22 protein-coding genes are annotated in these 25,690 nt (G+C 64.3%); 13 read left to right on the top strand and 9 right to left on the bottom strand.

What is annotated here, in order from left to right; translation table 11 throughout:
* Together TP2_RS09655 and TP2_RS09650 are read right to left on the bottom strand one after the other, a co-directional pair.
* Complete coding sequence (locus TP2_RS09655) at nucleotides 1-1,746, bottom strand: sensor histidine kinase (protein ID WP_038076684.1); 1,746 nt, start codon at nucleotides 1,744-1,746, stop codon at nucleotides 1-3.
* Nucleotides 1,747-1,756: 10 nt separating this feature from the next.
* Nucleotides 1,757-2,458: a response regulator transcription factor gene (locus TP2_RS09650; RefSeq protein WP_038076683.1), complete on the bottom strand. Its 702-nt coding sequence runs from the start codon at nucleotides 2,456-2,458 to the stop codon at nucleotides 1,757-1,759.
* Between the two features lie 347 nt (nucleotides 2,459-2,805).
* Between TP2_RS09650 and TP2_RS09645 the strand changes: the two genes are divergently transcribed.
* Both TP2_RS09645 and TP2_RS09640 read left to right on the top strand, forming a co-directional pair.
* Complete coding sequence (locus TP2_RS09645) at nucleotides 2,806-4,404, top strand: phosphoenolpyruvate carboxykinase (RefSeq protein WP_038076677.1); 1,599 nt, start codon at nucleotides 2,806-2,808, stop codon at nucleotides 4,402-4,404.
* A gap of 105 nt (nucleotides 4,405-4,509) precedes the next feature.
* Nucleotides 4,510-6,105 (top strand): phospholipase D family protein, encoded by a 1,596-nt coding sequence (locus TP2_RS09640; RefSeq protein ID WP_051692435.1) that lies wholly within the window; start codon nucleotides 4,510-4,512, stop codon nucleotides 6,103-6,105.
* Nucleotides 6,106-6,108: 3 nt separating this feature from the next.
* On the opposite strand, the gene rnr is transcribed toward TP2_RS09640, so the two are convergent.
* Nucleotides 6,109-8,391: a ribonuclease R gene (gene rnr / locus TP2_RS09635; RefSeq protein WP_038076674.1), complete on the bottom strand. Its 2,283-nt coding sequence runs from the start codon at nucleotides 8,389-8,391 to the stop codon at nucleotides 6,109-6,111.
* A 136-nt stretch (nucleotides 8,392-8,527) separates the two neighbouring features.
* Between rnr and TP2_RS09630 the strand changes: the two genes are divergently transcribed.
* Genes TP2_RS09630 through TP2_RS09610 form a run of 5 tightly spaced genes read left to right on the top strand, consistent with a single transcriptional unit; the run spans nucleotide 8,528 to nucleotide 12,333 of the window.
* A complete protein-coding gene (locus TP2_RS09630; protein ID WP_038077603.1) occupies nucleotides 8,528-8,986 on the top strand; it encodes a RidA family protein in 459 nt (152 codons plus the stop codon).
* Nucleotides 8,986-9,750, top strand: a complete 765-nt coding sequence (locus TP2_RS09625) for a glycerophosphodiester phosphodiesterase family protein (protein ID WP_038076672.1) — start codon at nucleotides 8,986-8,988, stop codon at nucleotides 9,748-9,750. Before TP2_RS09630 ends, TP2_RS09625 begins: the two co-directional genes overlap by 1 nt.
* A 59-nt stretch (nucleotides 9,751-9,809) precedes the next feature.
* Complete coding sequence (locus tag TP2_RS09620; protein ID WP_038076670.1) at nucleotides 9,810-10,988, top strand: GNAT family N-acetyltransferase; 1,179 nt, start codon at nucleotides 9,810-9,812, stop codon at nucleotides 10,986-10,988.
* 38 nt (nucleotides 10,989-11,026) lie between these two features.
* A complete protein-coding gene (locus TP2_RS09615) occupies nucleotides 11,027-11,908 on the top strand; it encodes a mechanosensitive ion channel family protein (RefSeq protein ID WP_051692433.1) in 882 nt (293 codons plus the stop codon).
* Between the two features lie 56 nt (nucleotides 11,909-11,964).
* Nucleotides 11,965-12,333 (top strand): 4a-hydroxytetrahydrobiopterin dehydratase, encoded by a 369-nt coding sequence (locus TP2_RS09610; protein WP_084714133.1) that lies wholly within the window; start codon nucleotides 11,965-11,967, stop codon nucleotides 12,331-12,333.
* 54 nt (nucleotides 12,334-12,387) lie between these two features.
* Here TP2_RS09610 and TP2_RS09605 read toward each other — a convergent pair whose 3' ends face one another.
* On the bottom strand, nucleotides 12,388-12,876 hold the full coding sequence (locus TP2_RS09605) for a peroxiredoxin (protein WP_038076668.1): 489 nt from the start codon (nucleotides 12,874-12,876) through the stop codon (nucleotides 12,388-12,390).
* 82 nt (nucleotides 12,877-12,958) lie between these two features.
* Here TP2_RS09605 and TP2_RS09600 point away from each other — a divergent pair, with 82 nt between their 5' ends.
* Genes TP2_RS09600 through TP2_RS09590 form a run of 3 tightly spaced genes read left to right on the top strand, consistent with a single transcriptional unit; the run spans nucleotide 12,959 to nucleotide 15,368 of the window.
* A complete protein-coding gene (locus TP2_RS09600) occupies nucleotides 12,959-14,158 on the top strand; it encodes an NAD(P)/FAD-dependent oxidoreductase (protein ID WP_038076665.1) in 1,200 nt (399 codons plus the stop codon).
* On the top strand, nucleotides 14,155-14,718 hold the full coding sequence (rsmD, locus tag TP2_RS09595; protein ID WP_038076663.1) for a 16S rRNA (guanine(966)-N(2))-methyltransferase RsmD: 564 nt from the start codon (nucleotides 14,155-14,157) through the stop codon (nucleotides 14,716-14,718). Before TP2_RS09600 ends, rsmD begins: the two co-directional genes overlap by 4 nt.
* Nucleotides 14,715-15,368 carry an HAD family hydrolase gene (locus TP2_RS09590; protein ID WP_038076655.1) on the top strand — a complete coding sequence of 218 codons (654 nt, stop codon included), beginning with the start codon at nucleotides 14,715-14,717 and terminating at the stop codon, nucleotides 15,366-15,368. The genes rsmD and TP2_RS09590 overlap by 4 nt, the downstream gene beginning before the upstream one ends.
* Nucleotides 15,369-15,490: 122 nt before the next feature.
* Here TP2_RS09590 and ptsP read toward each other — a convergent pair whose 3' ends face one another.
* From ptsP to TP2_RS09575, 3 genes are all read right to left on the bottom strand, one after another.
* Nucleotides 15,491-17,734 (bottom strand): phosphoenolpyruvate--protein phosphotransferase, encoded by a 2,244-nt coding sequence (gene ptsP, locus TP2_RS09585; protein ID WP_038076651.1) that lies wholly within the window; start codon nucleotides 17,732-17,734, stop codon nucleotides 15,491-15,493.
* 40 nt (nucleotides 17,735-17,774) lie between these two features.
* Nucleotides 17,775-19,034 carry an aspartate kinase gene (locus TP2_RS09580; protein ID WP_038076649.1) on the bottom strand — a complete coding sequence of 420 codons (1,260 nt, stop codon included), beginning with the start codon at nucleotides 19,032-19,034 and terminating at the stop codon, nucleotides 17,775-17,777.
* A gap of 207 nt (nucleotides 19,035-19,241) precedes the next feature.
* On the bottom strand, nucleotides 19,242-19,745 hold the full coding sequence (locus TP2_RS09575) for a hypothetical protein (RefSeq protein ID WP_157617094.1): 504 nt from the start codon (nucleotides 19,743-19,745) through the stop codon (nucleotides 19,242-19,244).
* 148 nt (nucleotides 19,746-19,893) lie between these two features.
* Between TP2_RS09575 and TP2_RS09570 the strand changes: the two genes are divergently transcribed.
* Both TP2_RS09570 and TP2_RS09565 read left to right on the top strand, forming a co-directional pair.
* A complete protein-coding gene (locus tag TP2_RS09570) occupies nucleotides 19,894-20,397 on the top strand; it encodes a gluconate 2-dehydrogenase subunit 3 family protein (RefSeq protein WP_157617093.1) in 504 nt (167 codons plus the stop codon).
* Nucleotides 20,394-22,055 carry an FAD-dependent oxidoreductase gene (locus tag TP2_RS09565; protein WP_038076646.1) on the top strand — a complete coding sequence of 554 codons (1,662 nt, stop codon included), beginning with the start codon at nucleotides 20,394-20,396 and terminating at the stop codon, nucleotides 22,053-22,055. The genes TP2_RS09570 and TP2_RS09565 overlap by 4 nt, the downstream gene beginning before the upstream one ends.
* Before the next feature lie 7 nt (nucleotides 22,056-22,062).
* Here TP2_RS09565 and TP2_RS09560 read toward each other — a convergent pair whose 3' ends face one another.
* Together TP2_RS09560 and TP2_RS09555 are read right to left on the bottom strand one after the other, a co-directional pair.
* The gene (locus TP2_RS09560; protein WP_038076645.1) at nucleotides 22,063-22,506 is read right to left on the bottom strand and encodes a DUF1178 family protein; all 444 of its coding nucleotides are present in this window, start codon (nucleotides 22,504-22,506) and stop codon (nucleotides 22,063-22,065) included.
* A 69-nt stretch (nucleotides 22,507-22,575) separates the two neighbouring features.
* Entirely contained in the window at nucleotides 22,576-23,784 is a 1,209-nt protein-coding gene (locus tag TP2_RS09555) for a 3-deoxy-D-manno-octulosonic acid transferase (RefSeq protein ID WP_038076644.1), read from the bottom strand.
* Between the two features lie 158 nt (nucleotides 23,785-23,942).
* Here TP2_RS09555 and TP2_RS09550 point away from each other — a divergent pair, with 158 nt between their 5' ends.
* A complete protein-coding gene (locus TP2_RS09550) occupies nucleotides 23,943-25,538 on the top strand; it encodes a GMC family oxidoreductase (protein ID WP_038076642.1) in 1,596 nt (531 codons plus the stop codon).
* The last annotated feature ends 152 nt before the right edge of the window (nucleotides 25,539-25,690 follow it).

Genomic DNA, 25,690 nt, shown 5'->3' with positions numbered 1-25,690 from the left:
TCAGACCGGCAAGCCGACGACGAAACGCGCGCCGAGCGGATCGGAGGTCAGGTCGGCATCCGTCGGGCGGATATTCTCGGCCCAGATCACACCACCATGCGCTTCGACAATCTGCTTCGAGATCGCGAGGCCGAGGCCGGAATGGTCGCCGAACTGGCCTTCGGGACGCTCCGAGTAGAAACGCTTGAAGACCTTGGTCAGCGCCTCCTCCGGAATGCCGGGACCGGTATCCTCGACCACGACCAGCACGCGATTGTCACGCTGACGGGCCCAGACGCGCACCGCGTCGCCCTCTTCGCAGAAGGAGGTGGCGTTGGTGATGAGGTTAACGAAGACCTGTGCGAGCCGCGCTTCGAGGCCCGAGATCATCACCGGCTGCTGCGGTAGATCGGTAATGAAATCGACGCCCTTCTCCCGCGCCTGCTGGCCAAGATATTCGCTGAGATTCGACACCATCTTGATCAGGTCGAACTGTTCTTCCTCTTCCTTCACCAGCTCGGAATCGAGCCGCGAGGCGTTGGAAATATCACTCACCAGACGATCGAGGCGGCGTACGTCATGGTCGATGACCTCAAGCAGACGTGTGCGCTGCTCTTCCTTCTTGACCATGTGCAGCGAGGCGACTGCCGAGCGCAGGCTCGCCAGCGGGTTCTTGATCTCATGGGCCACGTCGGCGGCGAATTGTTCATTCGCGTCAATGCGCTCGTAAAGCGCGCCCACCATGCCGCGCATCGCACCCGACAGCCGTCCGATCTCGTCGGGCCGTGCGGTCAGGTCTGGGATGCGCACGCGCGAAGGCGACATCTTGCGGGCATTCTTGCCGCGTCCGATCTCGGCCGCGGCAGCAAGGTCAGAGAGCGGGTTGGCGATGGTCGAGGCCAGCACAAGCGACAGGCCGATCGACACGATGATCGCGATCACGAACATCTGGAGGACCTGCTCACGCTCGACCCGGACCAGCGCGTCGATCTGGCCCGCCACCGAGGTCAGGCCCACGACTCCCACCACCCGGTCGCCCTGACGGATCGGAGTGGCGACGGCGAAGATCGTCGAGCCGGAATCGTTCTTCTTCGAGGCGATCTGCGTGCGACCTTCAAGCGCCGTCGGCACGAGCCCCCGCACCATTTCGAGCGCGCTGTCGCCACTGGTGCCACCGCCGCGCGAAATCAGTTGCGCCACGCCATCCCAGGCACGACCCAGCACATCGGTCAGGAAAGTCGAACGGTGATCGAGATCGAGCCCCTCGACTTTTTCGACAGGTGCGCGATCGCCACCTGTCGTGGTGCCGATCAGTGCCTGACCCGGATCGAAGAGAAACAGGTCGGCCCCGTCGGGCAGCTCGATCCCGCGGATCGTGGCGAGCGGGTCGATCCCGTCGCCCGCCGCAAGATTGACCGGGGCGCCCGCGGGGAGCTGCGCCTCGAACACGTCGGCGGCGAGCTGGGCCTCGTTCACGAGGCCGCTCTCTCGCTGAAGCACAAGGCTGTCGCGGAAAGGGTTGAGATAGAGAACCCCCGCCACCAGCACGATCATCGCCAACAGGTTGAAGGTGATGATCTTGCGCGCCAGCGGCGAGCGGTTGAGCGAGATGATCGTACGCCGGGCACGCCCCTTGCGCAGATCGTCGTCGACCACTCCCTCGGGCGCGACCCAGTCTTCGCCCAGGACAACATCCGTCTCGAGCGCCTTCCTGGGCGCTTTCCGGGGGCTCTTGCGCCCCACTCCGATCCTCCCGGCGATGCTCATGAGCTCAGGATCACTCTTCGTTGTAGCGATAACCGATGCCGTAGAGCGTCTCGATGGCCGAGAAATCGTCGTCCACCGAGCGCATCTTCTTGCGCAGGCGCTTGATGTGGCTGTCGATCGTGCGGTCGTCGACATAGACCTGATCGTCATAGGCCACGTCCATCAGCTGATCGCGCGATTTCACGAAACCGGGCCGCTGGGCGAGCGCCTGAAGCAGCAGGAACTCGGTCACGGTCAGCGTGACGTCCTTGCCCTTCCAGGTCACCGCGTGACGCAGCGGGTCCATCTCGAGCGAACCGCGCACCATGACTTTGGTGTCTTCGGTGGTCGCCACCTCGCCGGTCGAGATCGCCTCCTGACGGCGCAGCAGAGCGCGAATGCGTTCGACCAGAAGACGCTGGCTGAACGGCTTCTTGACGTAATCGTCTGCCCCCATGCGCAGGCCGAGAACCTCGTCGATCTCGTCATCCTTCGAGGTGAGGAAAATCACCGGAATGGCGGTTTTCTGGCGCAGCTTCTGAAGCAGCTCCATCCCGTCCATCCGCGGCATCTTGATATCGAGAACGGCCATGTCGGGCAGACGCTTGTTGAACGCGTCGAAGGCCGCCTGACCGTCATTATAGGTTTCGACATCATACCCTTCCGCCTCGAGAGTCATCGATACGGAGGTCAGAATATTGCGGTCGTCATCAACCAGCGCGATCCTCGACATGTCGGAAAATCCCTTTACTGCTCTTGTTTGTTATTGTCCGCCATATTCATCTTTCGGGACCGCCAAATCAACAAGAACGTGCGAATCACACTGTTTTCGCGAATCATCCAATGCGAAAATCCCGAAGGTTTGACTAATTTGCCTCACCTTTCCGCGACAATCCGCCTTGGTGGCGCTAAACGTGACGATGGTTGCGCTAACTGCGTCATTGCTTCCTGTTCCTTCGCAAAATTGTCATGCTATAGGGCGGCCATCCGGGTAACTTTGTTGCTCGGATCGGCGTTTCGAGGCCCCGAAGCGCCGGGAGGAACCCAGATAAAGCCGCGTGACGGCATCGGGAGCGAGAGATGAGCATCGGACGTGTGAACCCGGCGAAACGCCTCGAAGATCAAGGCATCACTGGTCTCGGCAACGTTTACTACAACCTGATCGAGCCGGCACTTATCGAGCACGCCCTGAAGCGTGGAGAAGGCGTGCTGGGCAAAGGCGGCGCCTTTTATTGCACCACCGGTCAGCACACTGGCCGCTCGCCGAAAGACAAATTCGTTGTTCGCACTCCTTCCGTCGAAAACACCATCTGGTGGGAAAACAACAAGCCGATGGCTGCTGACGCGTTCGACCGTCTGCATGCCGACATGCTCGCCCACATGCAGGGCAAGGACTATTTCGTCGAAGATCTCTACGGTGGCGCCGATCCCGAGCATCGCCTCGACGTGCGTCTGGTGGCCGAGCTTGCATGGCACGGGCTGTTCCTGCGCACCATGCTGCGCCGTCCCGAGCGCAGCGAGCTTGACACGTTCGAGCCGGAATGGACGATCATCAACTGCCCGTCCTTCAAGGCCGATCCCGAACGCCACGGCTGCCGGACCGAGACTGTGATCGCGCTCAACTTCGACAAGAAGCTGATCCTCATCGGCAACACGGCTTATGCGGGCGAGAACAAGAAGGGCGTGTTCACGCTGCTCAACTACCTCCTGCCCGGCAAGGACATCATGGCGATGCATTGCTCGGCCAACCACGCGATCGGCAACCCCGATGACAGCGCCGTTTTCTTCGGCCTGTCGGGCACCGGCAAGACCACCCTTTCGGCCGATCCCTCGCGCATCCTGATCGGCGATGACGAGCATGGCTGGTCGGAAAAGGGCATCTTCAACTTCGAGGGCGGCTGCTACGCCAAGACGATCAACCTCTCGAAAGAGGCCGAGCCGGAAATCTACGCGACCTGCTCGATGTTCGGCACCGTGGTCGAGAACATGGTCCACGATCCCGAGACGCTGGAGCTCGATTTCGAGGACAACTCGCTGACCGACAACATGCGTTGCGCCTATCCGCTGCATTACATCTCGAATGCCTCGGAAACCTCGCTCGGCGGGCACCCGAAGAACGTGATCATGCTGACCTGCGACGCTTATGGCGTGCTGCCGCCGATCGCGCGTCTGACCCCGGCTCAGGCAATGTATCACTTCCTCTCGGGCTTCACCTCGAAGACCCCGGGCACCGAGGTGGGCGTGACCGAGCCGCTTCCGACCTTCTCGACCTGCTTCGGCGCGCCCTTCATGCCGCGTCGCCCCGAGGTTTACGGCAAGCTGCTGCAAGAGAAGATCCACGAGCATGACGCCTCGTGCTGGCTGGTCAACACCGGCTGGACCGGCGGGGCCTTCGGCACCGGCTCGCGCATGCCGATCCGCGCCACCCGCGCGCTGCTGACCGCGGCGCTCGACGGCTCGCTGCATGACGTGGAATTCCGCAAGGACCCGAATTTCGGCTTCGACGTGCCGGTTTCGGTTCCCGGCGTGTCCGACGTGCTGCTCGACCCGCGCCGCACCTGGGCCGATGCCGCCGCCTATGACGCGCAGGCGGAAAAGCTGGTTCAGATGTTCGCCGACAATTTCGCGCAATACGTCCCCTATATCGACGACGAAGTGAAAGCCGTCGCGATCGGCTGACCCGGCGCGAAAACGAGATTGGAAGGGCCGGCCATCGCGCTGGCCCTTTTTTCATTCGAAACAGCCACTTCCCCAAACCCATGATCCGGCTACATGATGCGGGCCATGGAGCTTGCACTGATCCATATCCTCACGCTGTCGGGCGTGACCGCACTCATCGGGCTGTTCGGCCTGACGCTTTTGGTGGCGCGGCTGTCGCACCGCCTTCCACGCGGGCCGTTTCCCTTCAGCGAGGTTCGCGTGGCCCCGGAGACCGGGCGCATCGCGCGCGCCCTGAGCGCGCGGCTCACGCAAGCGGGCGAAAAGAATGCGATTCAGGTTCTTACCGATCCGGTGGATGCGTTGGCGGCGCGGCTCGAACTTGTCGCGGCGGCGGAGGTCTCGCTCGATCTGCAATATTACATCTGGCAAAACGATATCGCCGGGGCGCTGATGCTGGGCGCCCTGCGTGCCGCAGCGGCGCGCGGCGTAGAGGTACGGCTGCTGATCGACGACAACGGCACGGCAGGGATGGACCGCACGCTCGCGGCGCTCGACCAGCTCCCGAATGTCGAAGTGCGGCTTTTCAACCCTTTTCCGATCCGACGCGCACGTGTGCTTGGCTATCTGTCGGATTTTCGCCGCCTCAACAGGCGCATGCATAACAAGGCGATGATCGCCGACGGACGCATCGCGATCCTCGGCGGGCGCAATATCGGCGACGATTATTTCAACGATCTCTCCTCCTCCGGGCTCTATATGGACATGGATGTCACCGTCGCGGGCCCGGTGCTTCCGCAAGTGGGAAAGCAGTTCGATCTCTACTGGAACGCCCCGGCCGCGATCCCGGCCGAATTGATGCTGGGCCGCTGCGAAGAAGAGGAGGCCCGCGCCATCGTGAAGGCCGAGGAGTTGCGGCTGTCCGCCCCCGAGGCCAGCGCCTATGCCGAGGCCATCTCCAGCCGCGAGCGCGGCAATGAGATCCTGGACGAAGGGACGCAAATCGTCATCGCCGATGCGCAGCTGCTTTACGACCACCCCTCGAAGGTCCACGGGCTCCTGAAAGGTCGTAAGCTGCTCTGGGAATATCTCGTCCGAGCGCTCGGCTTGCCGACGCAGGAGCTTGTCCTGATCACGCCCTACCTCGTTCCGACGCGCGCCGGGGTTCGCTACCTGCGGCGGATCGCGAAAGCGGGCGCGAAGATCCGGGTGCTCACCAATTCCTATGCCGCGACGGATGTGCCGTTGGTGCATTCGGGCTATGCGCATCGCCGCAAGGGGCTGCTGCGCGCGGGGATCGAGCTTTATGAATACGCCCCCGATGCCGAGGCGCAGCGCCCCACGCGCCTGAGGCCGGGAGAGTTCGTGGGCTCGGATATTCGCGGCACCTCGCCATTTTCGCGCAACAAGCTGCATGCGAAGGTCTTCGCGGTGGATCGCGCCCGTGTCTTCATCGGTTCGTTCAACTTCGACCCGCGCTCGATGCGGCTCAATACCGAGCTGGGGCTGGTGCTCGCCGCCCCCGAGATCGCTGCGCAGATCTCCGATGCGTTCCACGAGTTCATACCGCAGCGCGCCTGGCGGCTGCGCCTGACACGCACGCAACAACTGCGCTGGTCGCGCCCCGGTCAGCCGGTGCTCAAACGCGAACCAGGCGTTCCGCTGACCCATCGCATCGTGCTCTGGATCGCACAGCGTCTTCCGATCGAGTGGATGCTGTAGATCTTATTTCTTGCGGGTGCGTTTGACCTTGCGCGCAATCGCCTTCTTCTTCGCCGCATCTCGCGCCGGCTTGCGCGGAGGGCGCGTACCCGGACGGCGCCCCTTGCGGCGCTTGCCGTTGCCCGAGGGCATCCCCTGCCCCTCGACCTCCAGCAGCTCCAGCATCAGCCCGCCGGTGATCGGAACGGCCTCAGCCAGACGCACCCGGACGCGCTGGCCGATGGTGATGGTCATGCCGGTCTCCGAGCCCACCAGCTCCTGTGCCTCACGGTCGAAATGGAAGAACTCGCGCCCGATCTCGCGGATCGGGATCAGTCCGTCCGCACCGGTCTCGTCGAGCCTCACGAAGGCGCCGAATTTCTGTACCCCCGAGATGCGCCCGGCGAATTCGCTGCCCACCCGATCCGACAGGTAGGCCGCCAGATAACGGTCCGTCGTGTCGCGCTCTGCGGCCATCGAACGGCGCTCGGTGTCGGAGATCTGCTGCGCGGTCTCCTCGAGATTGTCGATATCCCACTGGCTCAGCCCGTCCTTGCCCCAGCCATGGCCGAGGATCAACGCGCGGTGCACGATCAGGTCGGAATAGCGCCGGATCGGCGAGGTGAAATGCGCATAGGACCGCAGCGCGAGGCCGAAATGGCCGTAATTCGTCGGCGCGTAATAGGCCTGCGTCATCGAGCGCAGCGTGGTGATGTTGATCAGCTCGTCGAACTCGGACCCCTCGGACTGGCTGAGCAGGTTGTTGAGATGCGCGGTCTTGAGCACCTGTCCCTTGGCAAGGTTGAAGCCCGAGGCCTGCGCCACTTCTCGCAACGCCTCGATCTTTTCGAGACTGGGCTCCTCGTGGACGCGGTAAAGCAGCGGGCGGCGCAGCTTTTCGAGTTCCTCGGCGGCGGCGACATTGGCCAGCACCATGAATTCCTCGATCAGCTTGTGGGCGTCGAGCCGCGTCTTGAACCGGATCGACGCGACGTGACCATCATCTCCGATCACGATCTGCCGCTCGGGCAGGTCGAGCTCCAGCGGCTGACGCAGCGCGCGGGCACGTTTGAGCGCCTCATAGGCCTCGTAGATCGGGTCGATGATCTCCTCGACCATGCCTTCGGTCTTCTCGTCCGGGTTGCCGTCGCGGGCATCCTGAACCTGCGCATATTCGAGCGAGCCGACCGAACGGATCATGCCACGGGTGAAACGGTGGCTCAGCTTGCGGCCATGTTCGTCGATCTTCATCCGAACCGCGAGCACCGCACGATCGACATTTTCATGCAGCGAACACAGATCGCCCGACAGCCGATCGGGCAGCATCGGTACGACCCGGTCGGGGAAATAGGTGGAATTGCCCCGCTTGCGCGCCTCGCGATCAAGCGCAGACCCCGGCGTCACGTAATGCGCCACATCCGCGATCGCGACCCAGATCAGGAAGCCGTTCTCGTTCTTCGGATCGTCGTCGCGCTCGACGAGCACCGCATCGTCCCGGTCACGCGCGTCGGCGGGGTCGATGGTGACGAAAGGCAGCTTGCGCAGGTCTTCGCGATCCCCGAGGGGCGCGGGCTCGGCGGCGTCGGCCTCGGCCACGACCTCGTCGGGAAAATCATCGGGAATGCCGTGCTGGTGGATCGCGATGAGCGACACCGCCTTGGGCGCCGAGGGATCGCCCAGCACTTCGAGAACCCGCGCCCGCGGCAGTCCCATACGCCCACGCGGACCGGTCTGCTCGGCCTCGACCAGTTCGCCATCCTTGGCACCTTCGGTCACACCGGCGGGCACCTGCCACTCGCTCTCAGAACCTTTGTCGATCGGCATGATCCGCCCGCCCTCGGCGGTCTTGCGGAAGATGCCGACAATGCGGTGCGAGGCGGTGCCGATCTTGCGGATCAGCCGCGCCTCGTAGTCATAGCTTTCATCTTCGACCGGCGTGAGACGCCCGAGGATGCGGTCGCCCTGCGCCAGCGCCGGATCGCCCTCGCGGCGCACATAGAGCACGACCGGCGCTGCCCCCTCGCCCGTCCATTCCGCGGGCTCGGCCCATTGGTCGCCCTGACTGTCTTCGCGCAGCATCCGCAGCACGGTTACCGGCGGCAGCGTGTTCGGGTCGCGGAACTGGCGGCGGCGTTTCTCGATGAGCCCTTCGGCCTCCATCTCGCGCAGGATCCGCTTGAGTTCGATCTTCGCCTGCCCCTTCACACCGAAGGCCCGCGCGATGTCACGCTTGGCCGTCTGGTCGGGGTTGTCGTTGAGCCAGTCGAGGATCTGCTGGCGCGAGGGAATGGGGGCGGCTTTGTTCATGGCCCTGCCTAGCATGGGCTTTGCGGGCCGTCACGCGGGGAAATCGCAGCGACGATGCTGCCGACGGCGATCAGGATTCCGCTTGCGAGGGCCGCGGCGCGGGCCTAGCCTCCGCGCGAAACTGATGGAGGCCCTCATGGCAAAAATCGAAGCCCGTCTGGCAGAACTCGGAATCACCTTGCCCGAGGCGCCGATGCCCGCGGCAAATTACGTGCCCTTCGTGCGCACCGGAAACCAGCTTTTCGTGTCGGGCCAGATCTCGAACGGTCCCGAAGGGCTGATCCTCGGCAAGCTCGGCGAGAGCATGGACGTGGCCGAGGGCGCAATGGCCGCGCGGTTCTGCGGGCTCGCGCTGATCGCACAGGCGAAGGCGGCGCTCGGCGATCTCGACAAGATCAAGCGCGTGGTGAAACTCGTGGGCTTCGTCAATTCGACCGTCGATTTCACCGACCAGCCCAAGGTGGTCAACGGCTGCTCGGACCTGATGGTCGAGGTCTTCGGCGAGGCTGGACGTCACGCCCGCTCCGCGGTTTCCGCCGCCTCCCTGCCGCTTGGCGTCTCGGTCGAGATCGAGGCGATTTTCGAGGTCGAGTGATGTCGCTGCATCCCGATTTCCTGCGGCTCCCGATCGCGCATCGGGCGCTGCATGACCTTGCGCTCGGTCGGCCCGAGAACAGCCGCGCCGCGATCCGGGCCGCGATGGCTGCGGGATACGGAATCGAGATCGATCTTCAGATCTCATCGGACGGCGTGCCAATGGTCTTTCACGACTACAAGCTGGACCGTCTTACCGGTGAGACTGGCCTCGTGCGCGAGCGCAGCGCCGCTGAGTTGGGCGCCATCCAGCTCAAGGGGGGCGACGAGGGCATTCCGACCCTGGCCGAAGTGCTGAAGATTGTCGGCGGCCAGGTGCCGATGCTGATCGAGCTGAAGGATCAAGACGGCGCGCTCGGTCTCAATGTCGGCCCGCTCGAGGAAGCGACCGCCCATTTGCTGCGCGACTACAAAGGGCCAGTCGCGGTGATGTCCTTCAACCCCCATGCGGTCGATGCTTTCGCGCGGCTTGCACCGGGCGTGCCGGTCGGGCTGACCACCTCGGCCTATGAGCAGAACGATTGGGCCTTTCTGCCGGTCGCGCGCGGTGACGAACTGCGACCGATCCCCGATTTCGAGCGCATCGGTGCGGCCTTCATCTCGCATGAGGCGAAAGACCTGACAGCGGCGCGCGTGGCCGAGTTGAAAGGCTTGGGCGTCCCGGTTCTATGCTGGACGATCCGCTCGGTTGATGAGGAGGCGCTGGCGCGGCAGGTGGCCGATAACGTGACCTTCGAGGGCTATCTTTCGGCGCTCCCCGCTTGACCGAGGGGCCGAAGAGCCCAGATTCAGCGCAAAGGCCTCGCAACCTCCCCCGGGGGACCATGGATCAAAGCGTTGAAATCACGCTTCATTCGGATATTTCCGAAATAGATGAAAGCGATTGGAACGCCTGTGCCTGCCCCGAAACCGGGGATGGGCAGCGGGCTTTCGATCCTTTCACCACCCATCGGTTTCTTGCCGCGCTCGAGGCCTCGGGCTCCGTCGGTCCGGGCACGGGCTGGGATGCGCGCCATGTCGTCGCACGGATGGGCGGGCAAGTGATTGCCGTTGCCCCGCTCTATGTCAAATCCCACAGCCAGGGCGAATATGTCTTCGATCATGGGTGGGCCGATGCCTATGAGCGCGCAGGCGGGCGTTATTATCCGAAGCTGCAATGCGCTGTTCCCTTCACCCCTGTCGCGGGGCGGCGGCTTCTGACGCTGCCGGGTCTGGAAGAGGCGGGCAGGCGCGCGCTGCTGGCGGGGATGGCGCAGATCGCCGAGGGTGCGGGGGTTTCCTCCATTCACATCACCTTCTGCACCGAGGACGAGGCGGAGCTGGCAGAGGATGCGGGCTGGCTGCACCGGATCGGTCAGCAATTCCACTGGATCAATCGCGATTACGCCAGTTTCGACGACTTCCTCGGCGAGCTCAGCTCCCGCAAGCGCAAGGCCCTGCGCAAGGAACGTCAGCGTGCACAGGCCTTCGGCGGCGAGATCGTGCAACTTACTGGCGACGACATCCGCCCCGAGCATTGGGACGCGTTCTGGTCCTTCTATCAGGACACCGGCAGCCGGAAATGGGGCCGGCCCTACCTGACGCGCGATTTCTTCGACCGCTTGCACGAGATGCGCGAGGATGTACTGCTTGTGCTCGCGATGAACGGACCGCGCCCAATCGCAGGGGCGCTGAACCTGATCGGGCGCGAGGCGCTGTTCGGCCGCTATTGGGGCTGTATCGAGGATCAACCCTTCCTGCATTTCGAACTTTGCTACCATCAGGCCGTCGATTTCGCGATCGCGCACGGCCTGTCCCGCGTCGAGGCGGGTGCACAGGGCGAACACAAGCTTGCGCGTGGTTATCTGCCCGTCCCCACCCATTCCGCACATTGGATCGCCCATCCCGGCCTGCGCCGTGCCGTCGCGGATTATCTTGAGGCTGAACGCGCCGCCGTTGATGAGGATATCGAGATCCTCACCGAGATGGGCCCTTTCCGGGCCCCGAAGGAACCCGAACGCTGAGCCGGCGTTTGTCAGAAGACATATGACAGGAGAGACGAATGAATCTTGAGGACCTGACCCAAGTCAGCAGCTGGCTGACACAGGATCGGATCGACGCCGCGATCATGGTCGCGGTGAACGTGGTGGCAGCGCTGGTGATCTTGCTGGTCGCGATGGCGATCTCGGCCTGGGCGAAGCGGCGGATCGTGGCGCTCTCGAACCGCTATGCACGGCTCGACGACACGCTCTTCGGCTTCCTCGGGAACATGGTCAAATACCTGATCCTCGCGATCGGGGTGATCTTCATCCTCAACCGTTTCGGCATCCAGACCACTTCGCTGGCAGCGCTCGTCGGTGCTGCCGGTCTGGCCATCGGTCTCGCGCTGCAAGGCACGCTGTCGAACCTCGCCGCGGGCGTGATGATCATTCTCTTCCGCCCGTTCCGGCAGGGCGATTTCATCGCGGCCGGATCCGAGAGTGGCACGGTGACCGAGATCCAGCTCTTCTACACCGTGCTCAAGACCTATGACGGCATCCAGATCATCGTGCCCAATGGCGATATCTGGTCGAAGTCGATCATCAACTACTCGGCCAATCCGACCCGAATGATGGATCTGACGATCGGGGTTGCCTATGACGCCGATCTGAAGAAAACGCAGGAGGTACTGGAGCGCATCTCGCTCTCGGATGAGCGCGCGCTGAATGACCCCGCACCGACGATCCGGGTGAAGGCCCTGGGCGACAGCTCGGTCGATTTCACCTTCCGCGTCTGGGCCAATGCGTCGGATTTCTGGGCCTTGCAGGCGGATTACACCCGGAAGATCAAGGAAGAGTTCGACGCGAACGGCATCGGCATCCCCTTCCCCACTCGCACGCTCGAAGTGGTCCAGGTGCCCAAGATCGAGACCAAGGCAGCGACGGCGGAGAGCGGCGCGGCTTGAACTGGCCGCGCTTCGCTGCGAGGCTGCGCAAAGCATGAGCCGAAGAGGAGCTGGCGATGACGTCGAAACTCGATACGGACGAACGCAAGGCGCTGCTGAGCGGGTTGGAAGATACCGGCTGGCGCGCGGCGGAGGGTCAGGACGCGCTGATCAAGCGCCTCCTGTTCAAAAATTTCTCCGCCGCATGGGGCTTCATGAGCCAGGCCGCGCTGAGCGCCGAGAAGATGGATCACCATCCCGATTGGCGCAATGTCTACAACAAGGTCGAGATCACGCTGACGACGCATGATTGCGGCGGAGTAAGCGTGCTCGATATCGAACTCGCAGGCGCACTCGATGCTCTGGCCGATGGCGTCGCCGAGGTTGATCGCGATATCGGCCGCCCGCTCATGCGGCTTGTCGAGACCCCCGAGGATGAAGACTGAACGCAAAACGCCCGGCGCATCGTCCGGGCGTTTTCGTTATCGCGAAGCCGTGGCTCAGATCTCGGCCAGCAGACCTTCGCCTGCCGAGGCCTCGCAAGTGCCGGGGCTTTCCTCGACATGCAGGATCTTCACCACACCATTCTCGACAAGCATCGCGTAGCGGCGCGAGCGGTTGATGAGCCCCACGGCAGGTGCGGTGAAATCCATACCGATCGCCTGCGTGAAGGCGCCCTCCGCGTCGGCCAGCATCGTGATGCCCGCTTCGGTCGCGCCGGTCATCTCGCCCCAGACCTTCATCACGAAGGGATCGTTCACCGAAATGCAGATGATCTCGTCAACGCCTTTCTCGGTGAACTGGTCCTTGGTGCGCATGAAGCTCGGCACATGAGCCGTCGAGCAGGTTCCGCTGAACGCGGCCGGAACCGCGAAGATCACGACCGTGCGGTCCTTCATCTTCTCGCCGAGGCTCACGGGTTGCGGCCCCTCTGCACCCATCACGAGGAAAGTCGCGCCGGGAAGAGTGTCGCCAGTCGTTATGGTCATGGAAGGCTCCGATGTTGTCGCGTTGCGTTTGTTCCGCGCAACGATATAGGGTCGGGCGCGAAACGGGCCAGTGGAGAATGAGATGAGCGGGATCGTGATCGTCGGAGCGGGTCAGGCGGCAGCCTCGATGGCCGCGAAACTGCGTGCCTTGGGCCATGAGGGGCCGATCACCGTGATCGGTTCAGAGCCGCTCCCGCCCTATCAGCGCCCACCGCTCTCGAAGGCCTATCTGCTGGGCGATATGGGCGTCGAGCGGCTGACGCTGCGTGCTCCGGACTGGTGGGCAGAGAATAACATCGCCTTGCAACTCGGCACCTGCGCCACCGCGATCGACACCGATGCGCAGCGCGTGACTCTCTCGAGTGGCGAGACCCTCGACTATACCGAACTTGCGCTCTGCACCGGCGCCACACCGCGCCGTCTGCCCGCCGCGATCGGCGGCGATCTGGGCAATGTCTTCACCGTGCGCAACCTCGCTGATGTCGATGCGATGCAACCGATGTTTCATGCCGGCAAGCGGCTGGTCGTCGTGGGCGGCGGCTATATCGGGCTGGAGGCTGCCGCGGTGGCGCGCAAACTCGGCCTCGAAGTCACGCTTGTCGAGGCCGCCCCGCGGATCCTCGGTCGCGTCGCCTGCGCACAGACCGCCGATGCGATCCGCACCCTGCACCAAGAGCACGACGTCGAAATCCTCGAAGGCATCGGGCTTGCGAAGCTCACCGGCGAGACCGATGTCACAGGCGTGGAACTGGCCGATGGCCGTACCCTCCCCGCCGATTTCGTGATCGTCGGCATCGGCGTCACCCCCGATGACGAGATCGCCCGCGCGGCCGGTATCCAGTGCGAGAACGGCATCGCCGTGGACCTGCGCGGACAAACCTCGATCGCCCATGTCTGGGCGGCAGGGGATTGCGCCTCTTTCCCCGGAGCGGAGGGACGAGTGCGTCTCGAATCCGTGGGCAACGCGATCGACATGGGCGAGCTGGTCGCCGCGAACATGCTCGGCGCTGGCAAGGATTACGTGCCAAAACCGTGGTTCTGGTCGGACCAGTTCGACGCCAAGCTCCAGATCGCCGGGCTCAACACCGGCTACGACCGGGTCATCACCCGCCACGATGATGGCGCGAGCTTCTGGTATTTCCGCGGCGGTCGCCTGATCGCCGTCGACGCGATCAACGATGCGCGCGCCTATATGGTCGGCAAGCGCCTGATCGAAGCCGCGAAACCCGTTACCCCCGAGCAAGTCGAGACGACGGCCGAATTGAAGGCGCTGATGAAATGAGGATCATCGGAGGCGAACGACGCGGGTTGAAACTGGCTGATGTTGGAGAAGGCGATGCGGCGGCGCATCTGCGCCCGACCACGGATCGCGTGCGCGAGAGCATCTTCAATCTTCTGATCAATGGCAGCCATGGCAATCCCGTGCCCGGTGCGCGCGTGCTCGACCTCTTCGCAGGTACCGGCGCACTTGGTCTTGAGGCGCTCTCCCGCGGGGCGTCCCGCGTGGCCTTTGTCGATGATGGCACCGCAGCCCGCGCGCTGCTGCGCCGCAATATCGAGGCGATGCGCGCGATGGGCGTGACCGATGTCTGGCGCCGGGACGCGACCAATATGGGTCCCAATCGCGGCCCCGGTTACGACCTGATCTTTCTCGATCCGCCCTATGGGATGGGGCTGGGCGAACGCGCCGTTGCCTCCTGCCTCGAAGGCGGCTGGTTCGCCCCGGGCGCGACCATCGTCTGGGAGGAAAACACCCCGCCGATCCTCGCCCAACCCCTGCTTCAACTCGACCAGCGGCGCTACGGCGACACGCTTGTCACCCTCGCCCGGATGCCCGAATGATCCCGCAAGCCATTCTCTTCGATTGCGATGGCGTGCTCGTCGACAGCGAACCCGCGACCTTCCTCCTGATCCAGGAAGAGTTCGCCCGCCATGGGGTCGAAAAATCGATCTCCGAGCTGAAAGAAGCCTTCATCGGCTCGACCATCGAACATGTCGCAAGCTGGGGCCGCGCGCACGGTGCAGACCTGCCTGAAACCTGGGTCGATACCTATTACGAGGCACTTTATGCAAGACTGCGGGCAGGTACCGACCTGATGCCCGGCATCCCGGAATTGCTGGCCCGCCTCGATGCGGAAGGGATCCCCTTCGCGGTCGGCTCGAACGGGCGACAGGCGAAAATGGAGGCGACTCTCGGCCAGCATCCCGCGATCCGCGCCCGGCTCGACGGGCTGCTGTTCTCGGGACAGGACCTGAACATGCCCAAGCCGAAACCCGATCTCTACCTGCATGCCGCATCCGCGCTCGGCGCCGATCCGCGCGCCTGCGTGGTGATCGAGGACAGCCCGACCGGCGCGCGCGCCGCGAAAGCCGCCGGGATGCGCTGCCTGGGCTATGCTCCGCAAGGTGCAAACCCACGCCTCGAGGCAGAAGGGGCAGAACTTTTCACTGATATGGCCGAGGTGCCTCGCCTGATCGGGCTCGAAAGCTGATCCCTTCTTCTTGACGGAAATATCTCGGGGGTGAGGCGCAATCGCGCCGAGGGGGCAGCGCCCCCTCTTCCTTGAAGACTTCAGCGATGCGGGCAGCGCACCCTTCCAAGTCTAGAGATCGCTCAGAGATGGGCGAGGTAATTCGTCACCGCCGCGCGCACGGTTGTCTGGCCGTCATTGCGGGCTTTCTGGATGATCTGGCGCAGCTCGGTAAGATCCGCGCGACGGATCAGATGTTTCACCGGGCCGATCGAAGCGGGGCGCATCGAGAGTGTCCGGATCCCGAGCGCGGCCAGCGTCAGCGCTTCGATCGGACGGCCCGCATCCTCGCCGCAGAAGCTCAGCGGCGTCCCCGAGACGGCGCAGCGCGCGATGATCCGCTCGAGGAAATTCAGGAAAGACCCATCCAGCGTGTCATAACGACGGCGCACGCGCTCGTTCTCGCGGTCGGCGGCGAAGAAGAACTGCTTGAGGTCATTGCCACCGATCGAGATGAAATCGCACTCGCGATAGAAGCTGTCCGGGGCGAAACCGAGCGAGGGGGTCTCGAGCATCGCGCCGACGCGCAGATCCTCGGGGACGGGGCGGCCAAGCTGTGCTTCGCGATCGCGCACGCGCAACAGCATGTCGCGCGCGGTGGTGAATTCCTCGGGAAGCGCAATGAAGGGGAACATGATCGACATCGGCCGTCCATTGCCCGCACGCAGCAGCGCCTGAAGCTGCATCCGCAGCACGCCGGGCTTGTCGAGACCCACTCGCAGCGCGCGCCAGCCCATTGCGGGGTTCGGCTCGTCCTGCGGCTTCATGTAAGGCACGACCTTGTCCGAGCCGATATCGAGCGTGCGGAAATGCACTCTCTTGCCGTCGGCCGCATCCATCACGCGACGATAGAGCTGGGCGAGCTCGTCGCGGCGCGGCACGCGGGTACGGGTCAGGAATTGCAATTCGGTACGGAAGAGGCCGACGCCATCGGCGCCCGAGCCTTTCAGCGAGGGCAGGTCGGCCATGAGGCCGGCATTCATCATCAGCGAGATCGTGGTGCCGTTTCGGTCCTGCGCGGGCAGGTCGCGCAAGGAGGCATAGCGCTTCTGCGCCTCGGCCTGCATCGCGATCTTGTCGCGGAAGGCATGGGCCACGCTTTCTTCGGGGCGCAGATGCACCACGCCCTGATCGCCATCGACGAGGATCGGATCGCCATTGAGCGCCTCGGCGGTGATCCGACCGGCATGGATCACCAGCGGGATCGAGAGCGCGCGGGCCACGATCGCGGCATGAGAGCCGACGGACCCTTCCTCCAGCACGATCCCCTTGAGCTTGCGATCGTAATCAAGCAGCTCCGCCGGGCCGATATTGCGCGCGATCAGAACCGGGTTCTCGGGCAGTTCCGCACCGGTATCGGTGCCTTGCCCCGTGAGTTGGCGCAGCAGCCGGTTCGACAGGTCGTCGAGATCGTTCAGGCGCTCGCGCAGATAAGGATCGGGGGCTTTCGCCATCCGGTCGCGCGCGGCGTTCTGCTCTTTCTCGACCGCAGCCTCGGCCGAGAGACCCGCCGCGATATCCTCGAGCATCCGCCGCTTCCAGCCTTTGGACGCGGCGAGCATCTTGAAGGTTTCGAGCACCTGGCGCTGATCCTTGTCGATCAGCGTCGGGCTTTTGAGCATGGTGTCGATCTTGGCACGCAGCTCCTTGATCGCGGCTTCGAGGCGTGCGGCCTCGGCGTCGGGATCTTCGCCCACCGGGTTCGTCACCACCACGCGCGGCTCATGCAGCCAGACCCGGCCCTCGGCGGCGCCTTCCTGCCCGGTCGCGCCACGGAACATCACCGGGAAGCGGTGGGTCGCGCCAATCTCGGAGTTTTCACCACCGACGAAGGCACCGAGCTCGGTCATCTCGGCCAGCACCATCGCCACAACTTCGAGCCCGTAAAGCTCGTCATCCGAGAAGGAGCGTTTCTCTTTCGATTGCACGACGAGCACGCCGAGCTTCTCGCCCACGCGCTGGATCGGCACGCCGACGAAGCTCGAATAAATCTCTTCACCCGTTTCCGGCATGTAGCGGAAACCGGGCTCGGAGGGGGCATCAGCGGAGTTGATCGGCCGGCCCGACCGCGCCACGCGGCCCACCAGACCCTCGCCCAGCCTCATCCGCGTGTGGTGAACGGCTTCCGGCTTGAGACCCTCGGTGGCGCAGAGCTCCAGCGTCTCGGGATCGCGGAACAGGTAGATCGAGCACACCTGCGTCCCCATCGAATCCGCGATGATCTGGGTGATGTGGTTCAGACGGTCCTGACCGCTCCCCTCGGTGGCCAGCGTGTCGCGCAGCCGCCGAAGCAGTGTGCGACTGTCACTTTCGCTCAGTTCCACCATCTGTAAAGTCTGCCCCCGTTTGATGAAGGCCGCCGGTCAGTCAGGCCTTGTCGAGCTCGAAGGCATCATGCAGGGCCTGAACCGCCAGTTCCAGATATTTGCGGTCCACCAGCACCGAAATCTTGATTTCGGAGGTCGCGATGACCTTGATGTTGACGTTTTCAGCAGCCAGCGCCTCGAACATCTTCGCTGCGACGCCTGCGTGGCTGCGCATCCCGATGCCGACAACGGAGATTTTGGCGACCTCGGTGTCGATGATCAGGTCGTCATACTTGATCAGACCAGCGGCCATCGCGTCTTCCATCGCCTTGCGGGCGCGCGCGACCTGGTTGGTCGGGCAGGAGAAGGTCATATCGGTCACGGCGCCGGTATGGGCGTCGTCATAGTCCTTCTCGGAGATGTTCTGGACGATCATGTCCACGTTGATCCCGGCTTCGGCCAGCGGTCCGAAGATTGCCGAGGCGATGCCGGGGCGGTCCTCGATGGTGAAGAGCGTGATCTTGGCTTCATCGCGCGAGTAGGCGACGCCGGAGACGACTTTCGATTCCATGATTTCATCCTCACCGCAAACGAGGGTTCCAGAGTTTTCATCGGTCTCCTCGAAGGAGGAGAGCACGCGCAGGCGGACATTGTAGCGCATCGCGAGCTCGACCGAGCGGGTTTGCAGCACCTTCGCGCCGAGCGAAGCAAGCTCGAGCATCTCCTCGAAGGCGATCTTGTCGAGCTTGCGCGCCTTGGGCGAGATGCGCGGGTCGGTGGTATAGATGCCATCGACATCGGTGTAGATATCGCAGCGCTCCGCCTCGAAGGCGGCCGCGAAGGCCACCGCCGTCGTGTCAGACCCGCCGCGGCCCAGCGTGGTGATCCGGCCCTCGGCCGACAGACCCTGGAAGCCCGCAACGACCGCCACGCGGAAACCTTCGGCGAACTTGGCGTCAATATTGGCGCGCGGGATCGACATGAAGCGCGCGGCGCCATGTGCCGAGGTGGTATTGATCGGAACCTGCCAGCCTTGCCAGCTGCGCGCCGAGACACCCATCTCCTGAAGGCGCAGAGACATCAGGCCCGCCGTGACATTCTCGCCCGAGGCAACGACCGCATCATATTCACGCGCGTCATAGAGCGGCGAGGTCGTCTCGACCCAGTTCACCAGCTCATTGGTCTTGCCCGACATCGCCGAGACGATGACGATCACGTCATAGCCGCGCTCAACTTCGCGCTTAACCTTTTCAGCGGCGTTGGCAATCCGGTCGAGATCAGCGACCGAAGTGCCGCCGAATTTCATCACCAGAATTGGCATGGAAACCCCCTTGGGCAGAGTCGCGCCCCTGCTAGCCCAAGCCGTTGACGCGCGCAAGAGATTTGCTTGGCGTCGGGGAAAGGGTGCGGCGGATCAGAGGAGAGAGGGGGCGGGGCTGCTGGAGGGCTCATGGCGCCCGGTCCGGCCCGTCAGTTCATCTGCGCGAGGTGGCCCCGCGCAGATGAAGCTTTGGATGGGCGCTCGAGATTATTGCAGTTGCAAGTCATAGATATTGTTAGACGTCGTCGGCTTGACCTTGTCGAACTTGAAGCTCGTCACGCCGAGATAGCCGCTCAAGCCGCTGCCCGAGAAGCCGTAATTACCGCCGGCCTCGAAGTGGTTCATCAGCCCGCCGAACTGGCCGATCATCTCACCGCTGCCGAAGTCGTAACCCAGCCCCAGTTCGCCCATGCCATAGGTCGTCCCCTTGAAGCCCGTCACGAAGACGCTGGGCGTGCCGCCCTGCTTGAACAGGTCGAGATCGAGAAAGACCCGCGCGCCCTTCACGTCATCATCCGAGTTGATATCAGTGTAGATCGCGCCGACGCGGGTCGACAGCCCGCCGCCCTGCTTGCCGAAGGTCCAGTTGAGACCGGCAAAGAGGTGTGTCTTGCTCTCGGAGCCCTTGGTCGGCGGCGCAAAATAACCCGCATGCGCGGCCGAGGCAAAGGTGGTCAGGGCGATGATTGCTGCGCTTGCAAGGCGTTTCATCCGGATCTCCGTCATTCTGGGTGGAAATTTCTTCAGTTTCGCGGCAAGCATTCACCAGATCGTGAGTTCACGCAAGGAAACCCCAGTGTTTCCAAGGGTAAGGTTCTCCGCAGTCTGGCGGAAATACCACAGGAAAGGCCGGGAATTCATGGCTCGGACCACAGGTGATCCAACGCGACGTGCGGCATTGCTGGCGATGGCAGCGACGGCAGCCTCCGGGCTCGCGCCAAGGCTGCTTTGCGCGCAAAATCTCGAGGCTGGCACGATCGCGCCCGCGACGCTCGACGCCTATCTCGACATTCTGCTGCCCGGCTCCGAGGGCACGCCCTCGGCCAGCGCACTCGGCGTTGGGGCGGAGCTGCGCGCGGAAATCGAGCCGGGCAGCCTCAGTGAACGGCTGATCGCGGCGGGAACCATGTTTCTCGACAGCGTCGGCCCCGCGCGCTTCGCGGACCTGCCGCCAGCCGCCCGCGACGAGATCGTCGATTGGCTCGCGCAGGCCGATTACAACGAAATCCCGGGGCGATTTTACCACGTGACACGGCTCCTTGCGGTGGGCTTTTACTACATCCATCCCGAGGCGCTTTCGGACCTGCCGCTTGAACCCGCGCCGCAACCGGTTGGCTATCCGCCACCATGGGGGGACGCATGAGCCCGCCTGATGTCGTGATCATTGGTTCAGGCGCAGGCGGGGCCGCGTCCGCTTGGGCGCTGACCAAGCGGGGGCTTTCGGTTCTTCTGCTCGAGGCCGGTCCCGCCTTCGATCCGTCCCGCGATTACCCGCTCACCAATGCGGATTGGGAACGCCATATCTTCCCGTCTCCACCCGGAAGTCGAGGGGAGATCCTTTATGGCGATCTCGGGCAGCTCGACCCATCCGACAGCGACTTGCAAAGCCATGACGCCGTCACTCCGCGCCAGCCCCCGCCCGGTTTTCGCGAGACGGGGGAGATCGGCTATTCACATGTGATGGGGGTTGGCGGCAGTACGCTGCATTTCGTAGGCGAGGCGCACCGTCTCCATCCCGCGAGCTTCCATCTCGCGCGCGACCACGGGATCGGTGCGGATTGGCCGCTCTCTTATGACGATCTCGCACCCTTTTACGCTCAGGCAGAGGCGATGATGGGCGTGGCCGGGCCCGCACGCCCCTCGGCCAGTGATGCCCGTCCACGCTCCGCGCCGCCGCCCCTGCCGGCCCATCCGCTCAGCCCGCCTGCGCGGCGTCTGGTCCAGGCGGGAGCCAAGGCAGGTCTGCCCTTCGAACCCAATATGCGCGCGGCCAATAGCGTGCCCTATGACGACCGGCCCTCCTGCAATTATTGCGGCCAGTGCAGCCGGGGCTGTCCACTGGGCGACAAGGGCTCGGCCGATGTGACCTATCTGCGCCATGCGCAGGCGAGCGGGCGGTTGACGTTGATCGCGAACGCTCCGGTCACTCGAATTGAGCTCGGCCCGAATGGACAGGCAGCGGCGGTTCATTATGTCCATGCAGGGAAGGCCGTCCGGCAGGAAACCCCGATCCTGATCCTGGCTGGCGGTGCCGTGCAGACGCCGCGCTTGCTGCTCGCGAGCGCGCAGCCGGACGCGCCCGAAGGCGTCGCCAATGGCTCGGGGCAGGTCGGGCGCAACTTCATGGAAACGTTGAGCTGGTCGAGCACGGCATTCGTGCCGGGACTGAAGAACAGCCATATGGGCCTGCCTGCCGATGCGATCAGCTGGGCGCAATCCGCGCCCGACGGCGTGCCGGGGGCGGTTGGTGGATGCCGCTATACTTCGGCGGTGCGTGAATTGGGGCTGAACGGGCCGATTGGCTATGCGCAACGCCTCGTGCGTGGTCATGGCGCGGCATTCCACCAAGCGATGCGCACTCAGTTTGGCTCGGCGCTCACAGTCGCGGCGTTGGGTGCCGTGATCCCCGATGAGCGCAGCCGCGTGACGCTTTCGGCTGAGCAACACGACGCCAACGGCGTGCCGCTGCCGGTGATCAGCTCGGTTCTCACCGCAAACAGCCTCGCCCTGCTTCGAAAGATGGCTGAAGGTTGCCGCAGCCTGTTGCGAGCAACCGGAGCCGAGGCGATCCTTGAAGAGCGGGGGAGCTGGGACAGTTTCTCCGCAACCCATGTCTTCGGCACAGCACGCATGGGAACGGAGAGCGCAAGCTCGGTGACCGATGCCTTCGGGCGCAGCCACGATCACGCGAACCTCTGGATTTCCGATGCGAGCCTGTTCCCGTCTTCGGGCGGCGGTGAGGCGCCCTCGCTCACCATCGGCGCGCTGGCGCTACGGCAGGCCGAAAAGATCGCGCGCTGAGACGGGCTCAGTTCGTCTTGCGGCGTGTCAGGAACGGGAGCGGCAGGACGGGCAAACCCTCTTCGAGCATCTCGCGTGCCTCTTCGAGCTTCGCCTCGCCGTGGATCGCGCGGGCTTCCGTCTCACCGGAATGCATCGCGCGGGCCTCACTGGCGAAGTTCATGCCGACGTAATCCGAGTTTTCCTCGATATGGCGTCGCATCGCGGCAAGGGCCTGTTCGGCCTGCGATTGCGGCTCCGAAAGCGGGCGCTCCGGCTTCACCTCGGGGGCGTCGGCTTTCTTGCGCCCTGGCGTCACCGAGGGCGCCATCAGCGATTTCTCGACCGTGCGCGAGCCGCAGATCGCGCATTCCAGCTGACCGGCCGCTTTCAGCGCCTCGAACCCGTCGGCCGAGGGGAACCAGCTTTCAAAGCGGTGCTCGCGATCGCATTGCAGCGTGTAGCGGATCATCTGCGCATCATCTCCAGAATGTCTCAGCAGATAAGCGTTTTGGCCTGCAATGCAAGCGTTTCGCGCAGCTCAGAGCCGGTCGAGCACGGCCTGCGACAGCGCTTCTATATCGGCGGGCGGGCCAAGCGCTGCGCGCGCCGTACGGGCCAGTTCGGCCTGCTCGGTCGCGCCGAGCGTCGCGAATTGCTCCGTGAGTTCAGCGGCATCCTTGGTAAGCCGCGCGCCGCCTTGGTCGTCGAGCGCACCATAGGCCTCGCGGAAGTTCGCGACATGCGGCCCGTGCAGGATCGCGCAATCGAAACTTGCAGGCTCGTAAGGCGTATGCCCGCCTTTCTCGACCAGCGACCCACCGACGAAACAGATCCCGGCGCTTTCATACCAGCGCCCCATCTCGCCCATCGTATCGGCAAGATAGACCTCCGCTTCGGGCGGCTCATCCTTCGATCGGGCGGTATGGGCAAGCCCCACCTTCGCGATCAGCGCCGCGATTTCCGGCGCGCGACGCGGATGGCGCGGGGCGAGGATCAGGCGCAGGCCGGGGCGGCGCGCGCGGGCGTCGGCAAAGGCGCGCAGCACCAGCGCCTCCTCGCCCTCATGCGTCGAGGCGGCCAGCACCGTCTCGCTACGCGCCCAATCGAGCGGCGCGCCACGCTCCAGCGTGATCGCGGTTTTCAGGTTCGCCTGCGGCAAGAGCCGCTCGGGCGGAAGCCCCAGCTTCACGAACCGGCTTTCCGATCCCGGATCCTGCGCCGAAAGCGCCCCGATCTGCGCGACCATCTTCTGCCCGAGCCCGGTCTTGCCCCAGCGCGCGGCGGAGCGCTCCGAAATCCGCGCCCCGATCACGAGGATCGGCAAGCCTGCCCGCGCCACCAGCGCCATACGGTTCGGCCAAAGTTCATTCTCGATCACGATCAGCGCACGCGGGCCATGCCGACGCAGGAACCGCCCCAGCACCGCGCGATGATCCAGAGGCGCCATGCGGATCGCGATGCGCGGATCGGCCCAGCCCTCCCCCATCGCGCGCGCCGTCGCGGTGTTCACCGTCACCAGCAATCGCAACGTCGGATCACGCGTCAACATCGCCTCGATCAGCGGGCGCGCCGAGGTCAGCTCGCCATTCGAAGCCGCATGCAACCAGACCCGCCCCGGCGAGGCTTCGCCCCCGCCAAGCCGTTCACTCGCCGCCCGCGCGCTTTCTTTGCCCCGCAGCACGCGCCAGCCCAGCCGGACCAGAACCGGCAGGGTCGCGAAGCTGACGAGAAGGCGATAGGCGAACAAGGGCGCGGCTCCGAGAGGTTTGCGCCATAGAACGGATCACCCCCCTGACAGGCAAGCCCTTCCTTGCGTTTTCGCAAAGCGATTTTGCGCGCACAGGCCTTGCCGCAGCGTCGCTGGCTTGCGACAACGAGGATGGAGGCGCATCGCGGGAGGGGATTATGGACCAATACGATTATATCGTCGTGGGCGCTGGCAGCGCGGGCTGCGTGCTCGCCAACCGGCTCTCGGAGGACCCTAAGAACAAGGTGCTGCTGCTCGAGGCCGGCGGGCGCGACAATTATCACTGGGTGCATATCCCGGTGGGGTATCTCTACTGCATCGGCAATCCGCGCACCGACTGGGGCTACAAGACCGCCGCCGACAAGGGGTTGAACGGGCGCCAGCTGCTCTATCCGCGCGGGCGTATCCTCGGCGGCTGCTCCTCGATCAACGGCATGATCTACATGCGCGGTCAGGCGCGCGATTACGATATGTGGGCGCAGGCTGGCAATCCGGGCTGGGGCTGGGACGACGTGCTGCCGCTGTTCAAGAAGCAGGAAGATTTCTATCGCGGCGAAAGCGATCTGCATGGCGCGGGCGGCGAGCTGCGCGTGGAAGAGGCGCGGGTGCGTTGGGAGCTGCTCGATTCCTTTCTGGAGGCCGCCGAGCAGGCGGGCTTCCCGCGCACCGACGATTTCAACACCGGCACGAACGAGGGCGGCGGTTATTTCCACGTCACCCAGAAGGCGGGCTGGCGCTGGAACGCGGTGAAAGCCTTCCTGAAACCCGCGATGAACCGCCCCAATCTGCGCATCGAGACCCATGCCCAGGTCGAGAAGCTGCTGATCGAAGAAGGCCGCGTCACCGGCATCCGCTATAACCGCAACGGTCAGAGCCATGACGTGAAGGCAGGCGAGACGGTTCTGTCGGCGGGCGCGATCGGCTCGGTCCAGATCCTCGAACTGTCGGGGATCGGACGCGGCGATGTGCTCTCGCAACATGGCATCACCCCGGTCGCCGAGGTGAATGGCGTGGGCGAAAACCTGCAAGACCACCTGCAATTGCGCCTCATCTACAAGGTGCAGGGCGTGAAAAGCCTCAACACCATGTCGTCGACGCTCTGGGGCAAGGCGAAGATCGGGATGGAATATGCGCTGTTCCGCTCCGGCCCGATGTCGATGTCGCCCTCTCAGGCCGGGGTCTTCACCCGGAGCTTCCCCGAAAAGGAAACGCCCGATCTGGAATATCACGTCCAGCCCGTGAGCCTCGACAAGTTCGGCGACCCGGTCCACCCGTTCCCGGGCATGACGGCCTCCGTGTGCAACCTGCGCCCCGAAAGCCGCGGCCATGTGCATATCACCTCGCCCGATTTCCGCGCCCACCCCGAGATTTCGCCGAACTACCTCTCGACCGAGGGCGACAAGCGCGTCGCGGCCGAGGCGATCCGTCAGGTCCGCCGCGTGGCGCAACAGCCCGCTTTCGCGAAATACCATCCCGAGGAGTACAAGCCCGGCCCGGACTACCAGTCCGAAGAGGATCTTGTGAAGGCGGCGGGCGATATCGGCACCACGATCTTCCACCCCGTCGGCACCTGCCGGATGGGTGCGGACGACGCGGCCGTGGTCGATCCGCGCCTGCGCCTCAGGGCGCTGAAAGGGCTGCGCATTGCGGATGCCTCGATCATGCCGACGATCACCTCGGGCAACACCAACGCGCCGACGATGATGATCGCCGAAAAGGCCGCGCAGATGATCCTCGAGGACGCCAGGGGCTGAGGGGACTCCGGTCAATCCGAAGAAACCGGCCTTCCCCACTCCAACTGCGCCAAATATCCCGGGGGTGAGCCCGTCAGGGCGAGGGGGCAGCGCCCCCTGATCTGCGCTTGCCGCGCTTGCACCTCACGCCTATAAGGGCGGCATGTTCTGGC

The organism is Thioclava pacifica DSM 10166 (genome assembly GCF_000714535.1).
Taxonomy (GTDB): domain Bacteria; phylum Pseudomonadota; class Alphaproteobacteria; order Rhodobacterales; family Rhodobacteraceae; genus Thioclava; species Thioclava pacifica.
The sequence above is the reverse complement of the archived record's forward strand: the minus strand, read 5'-3'. Positions and strand labels throughout refer to the sequence as shown.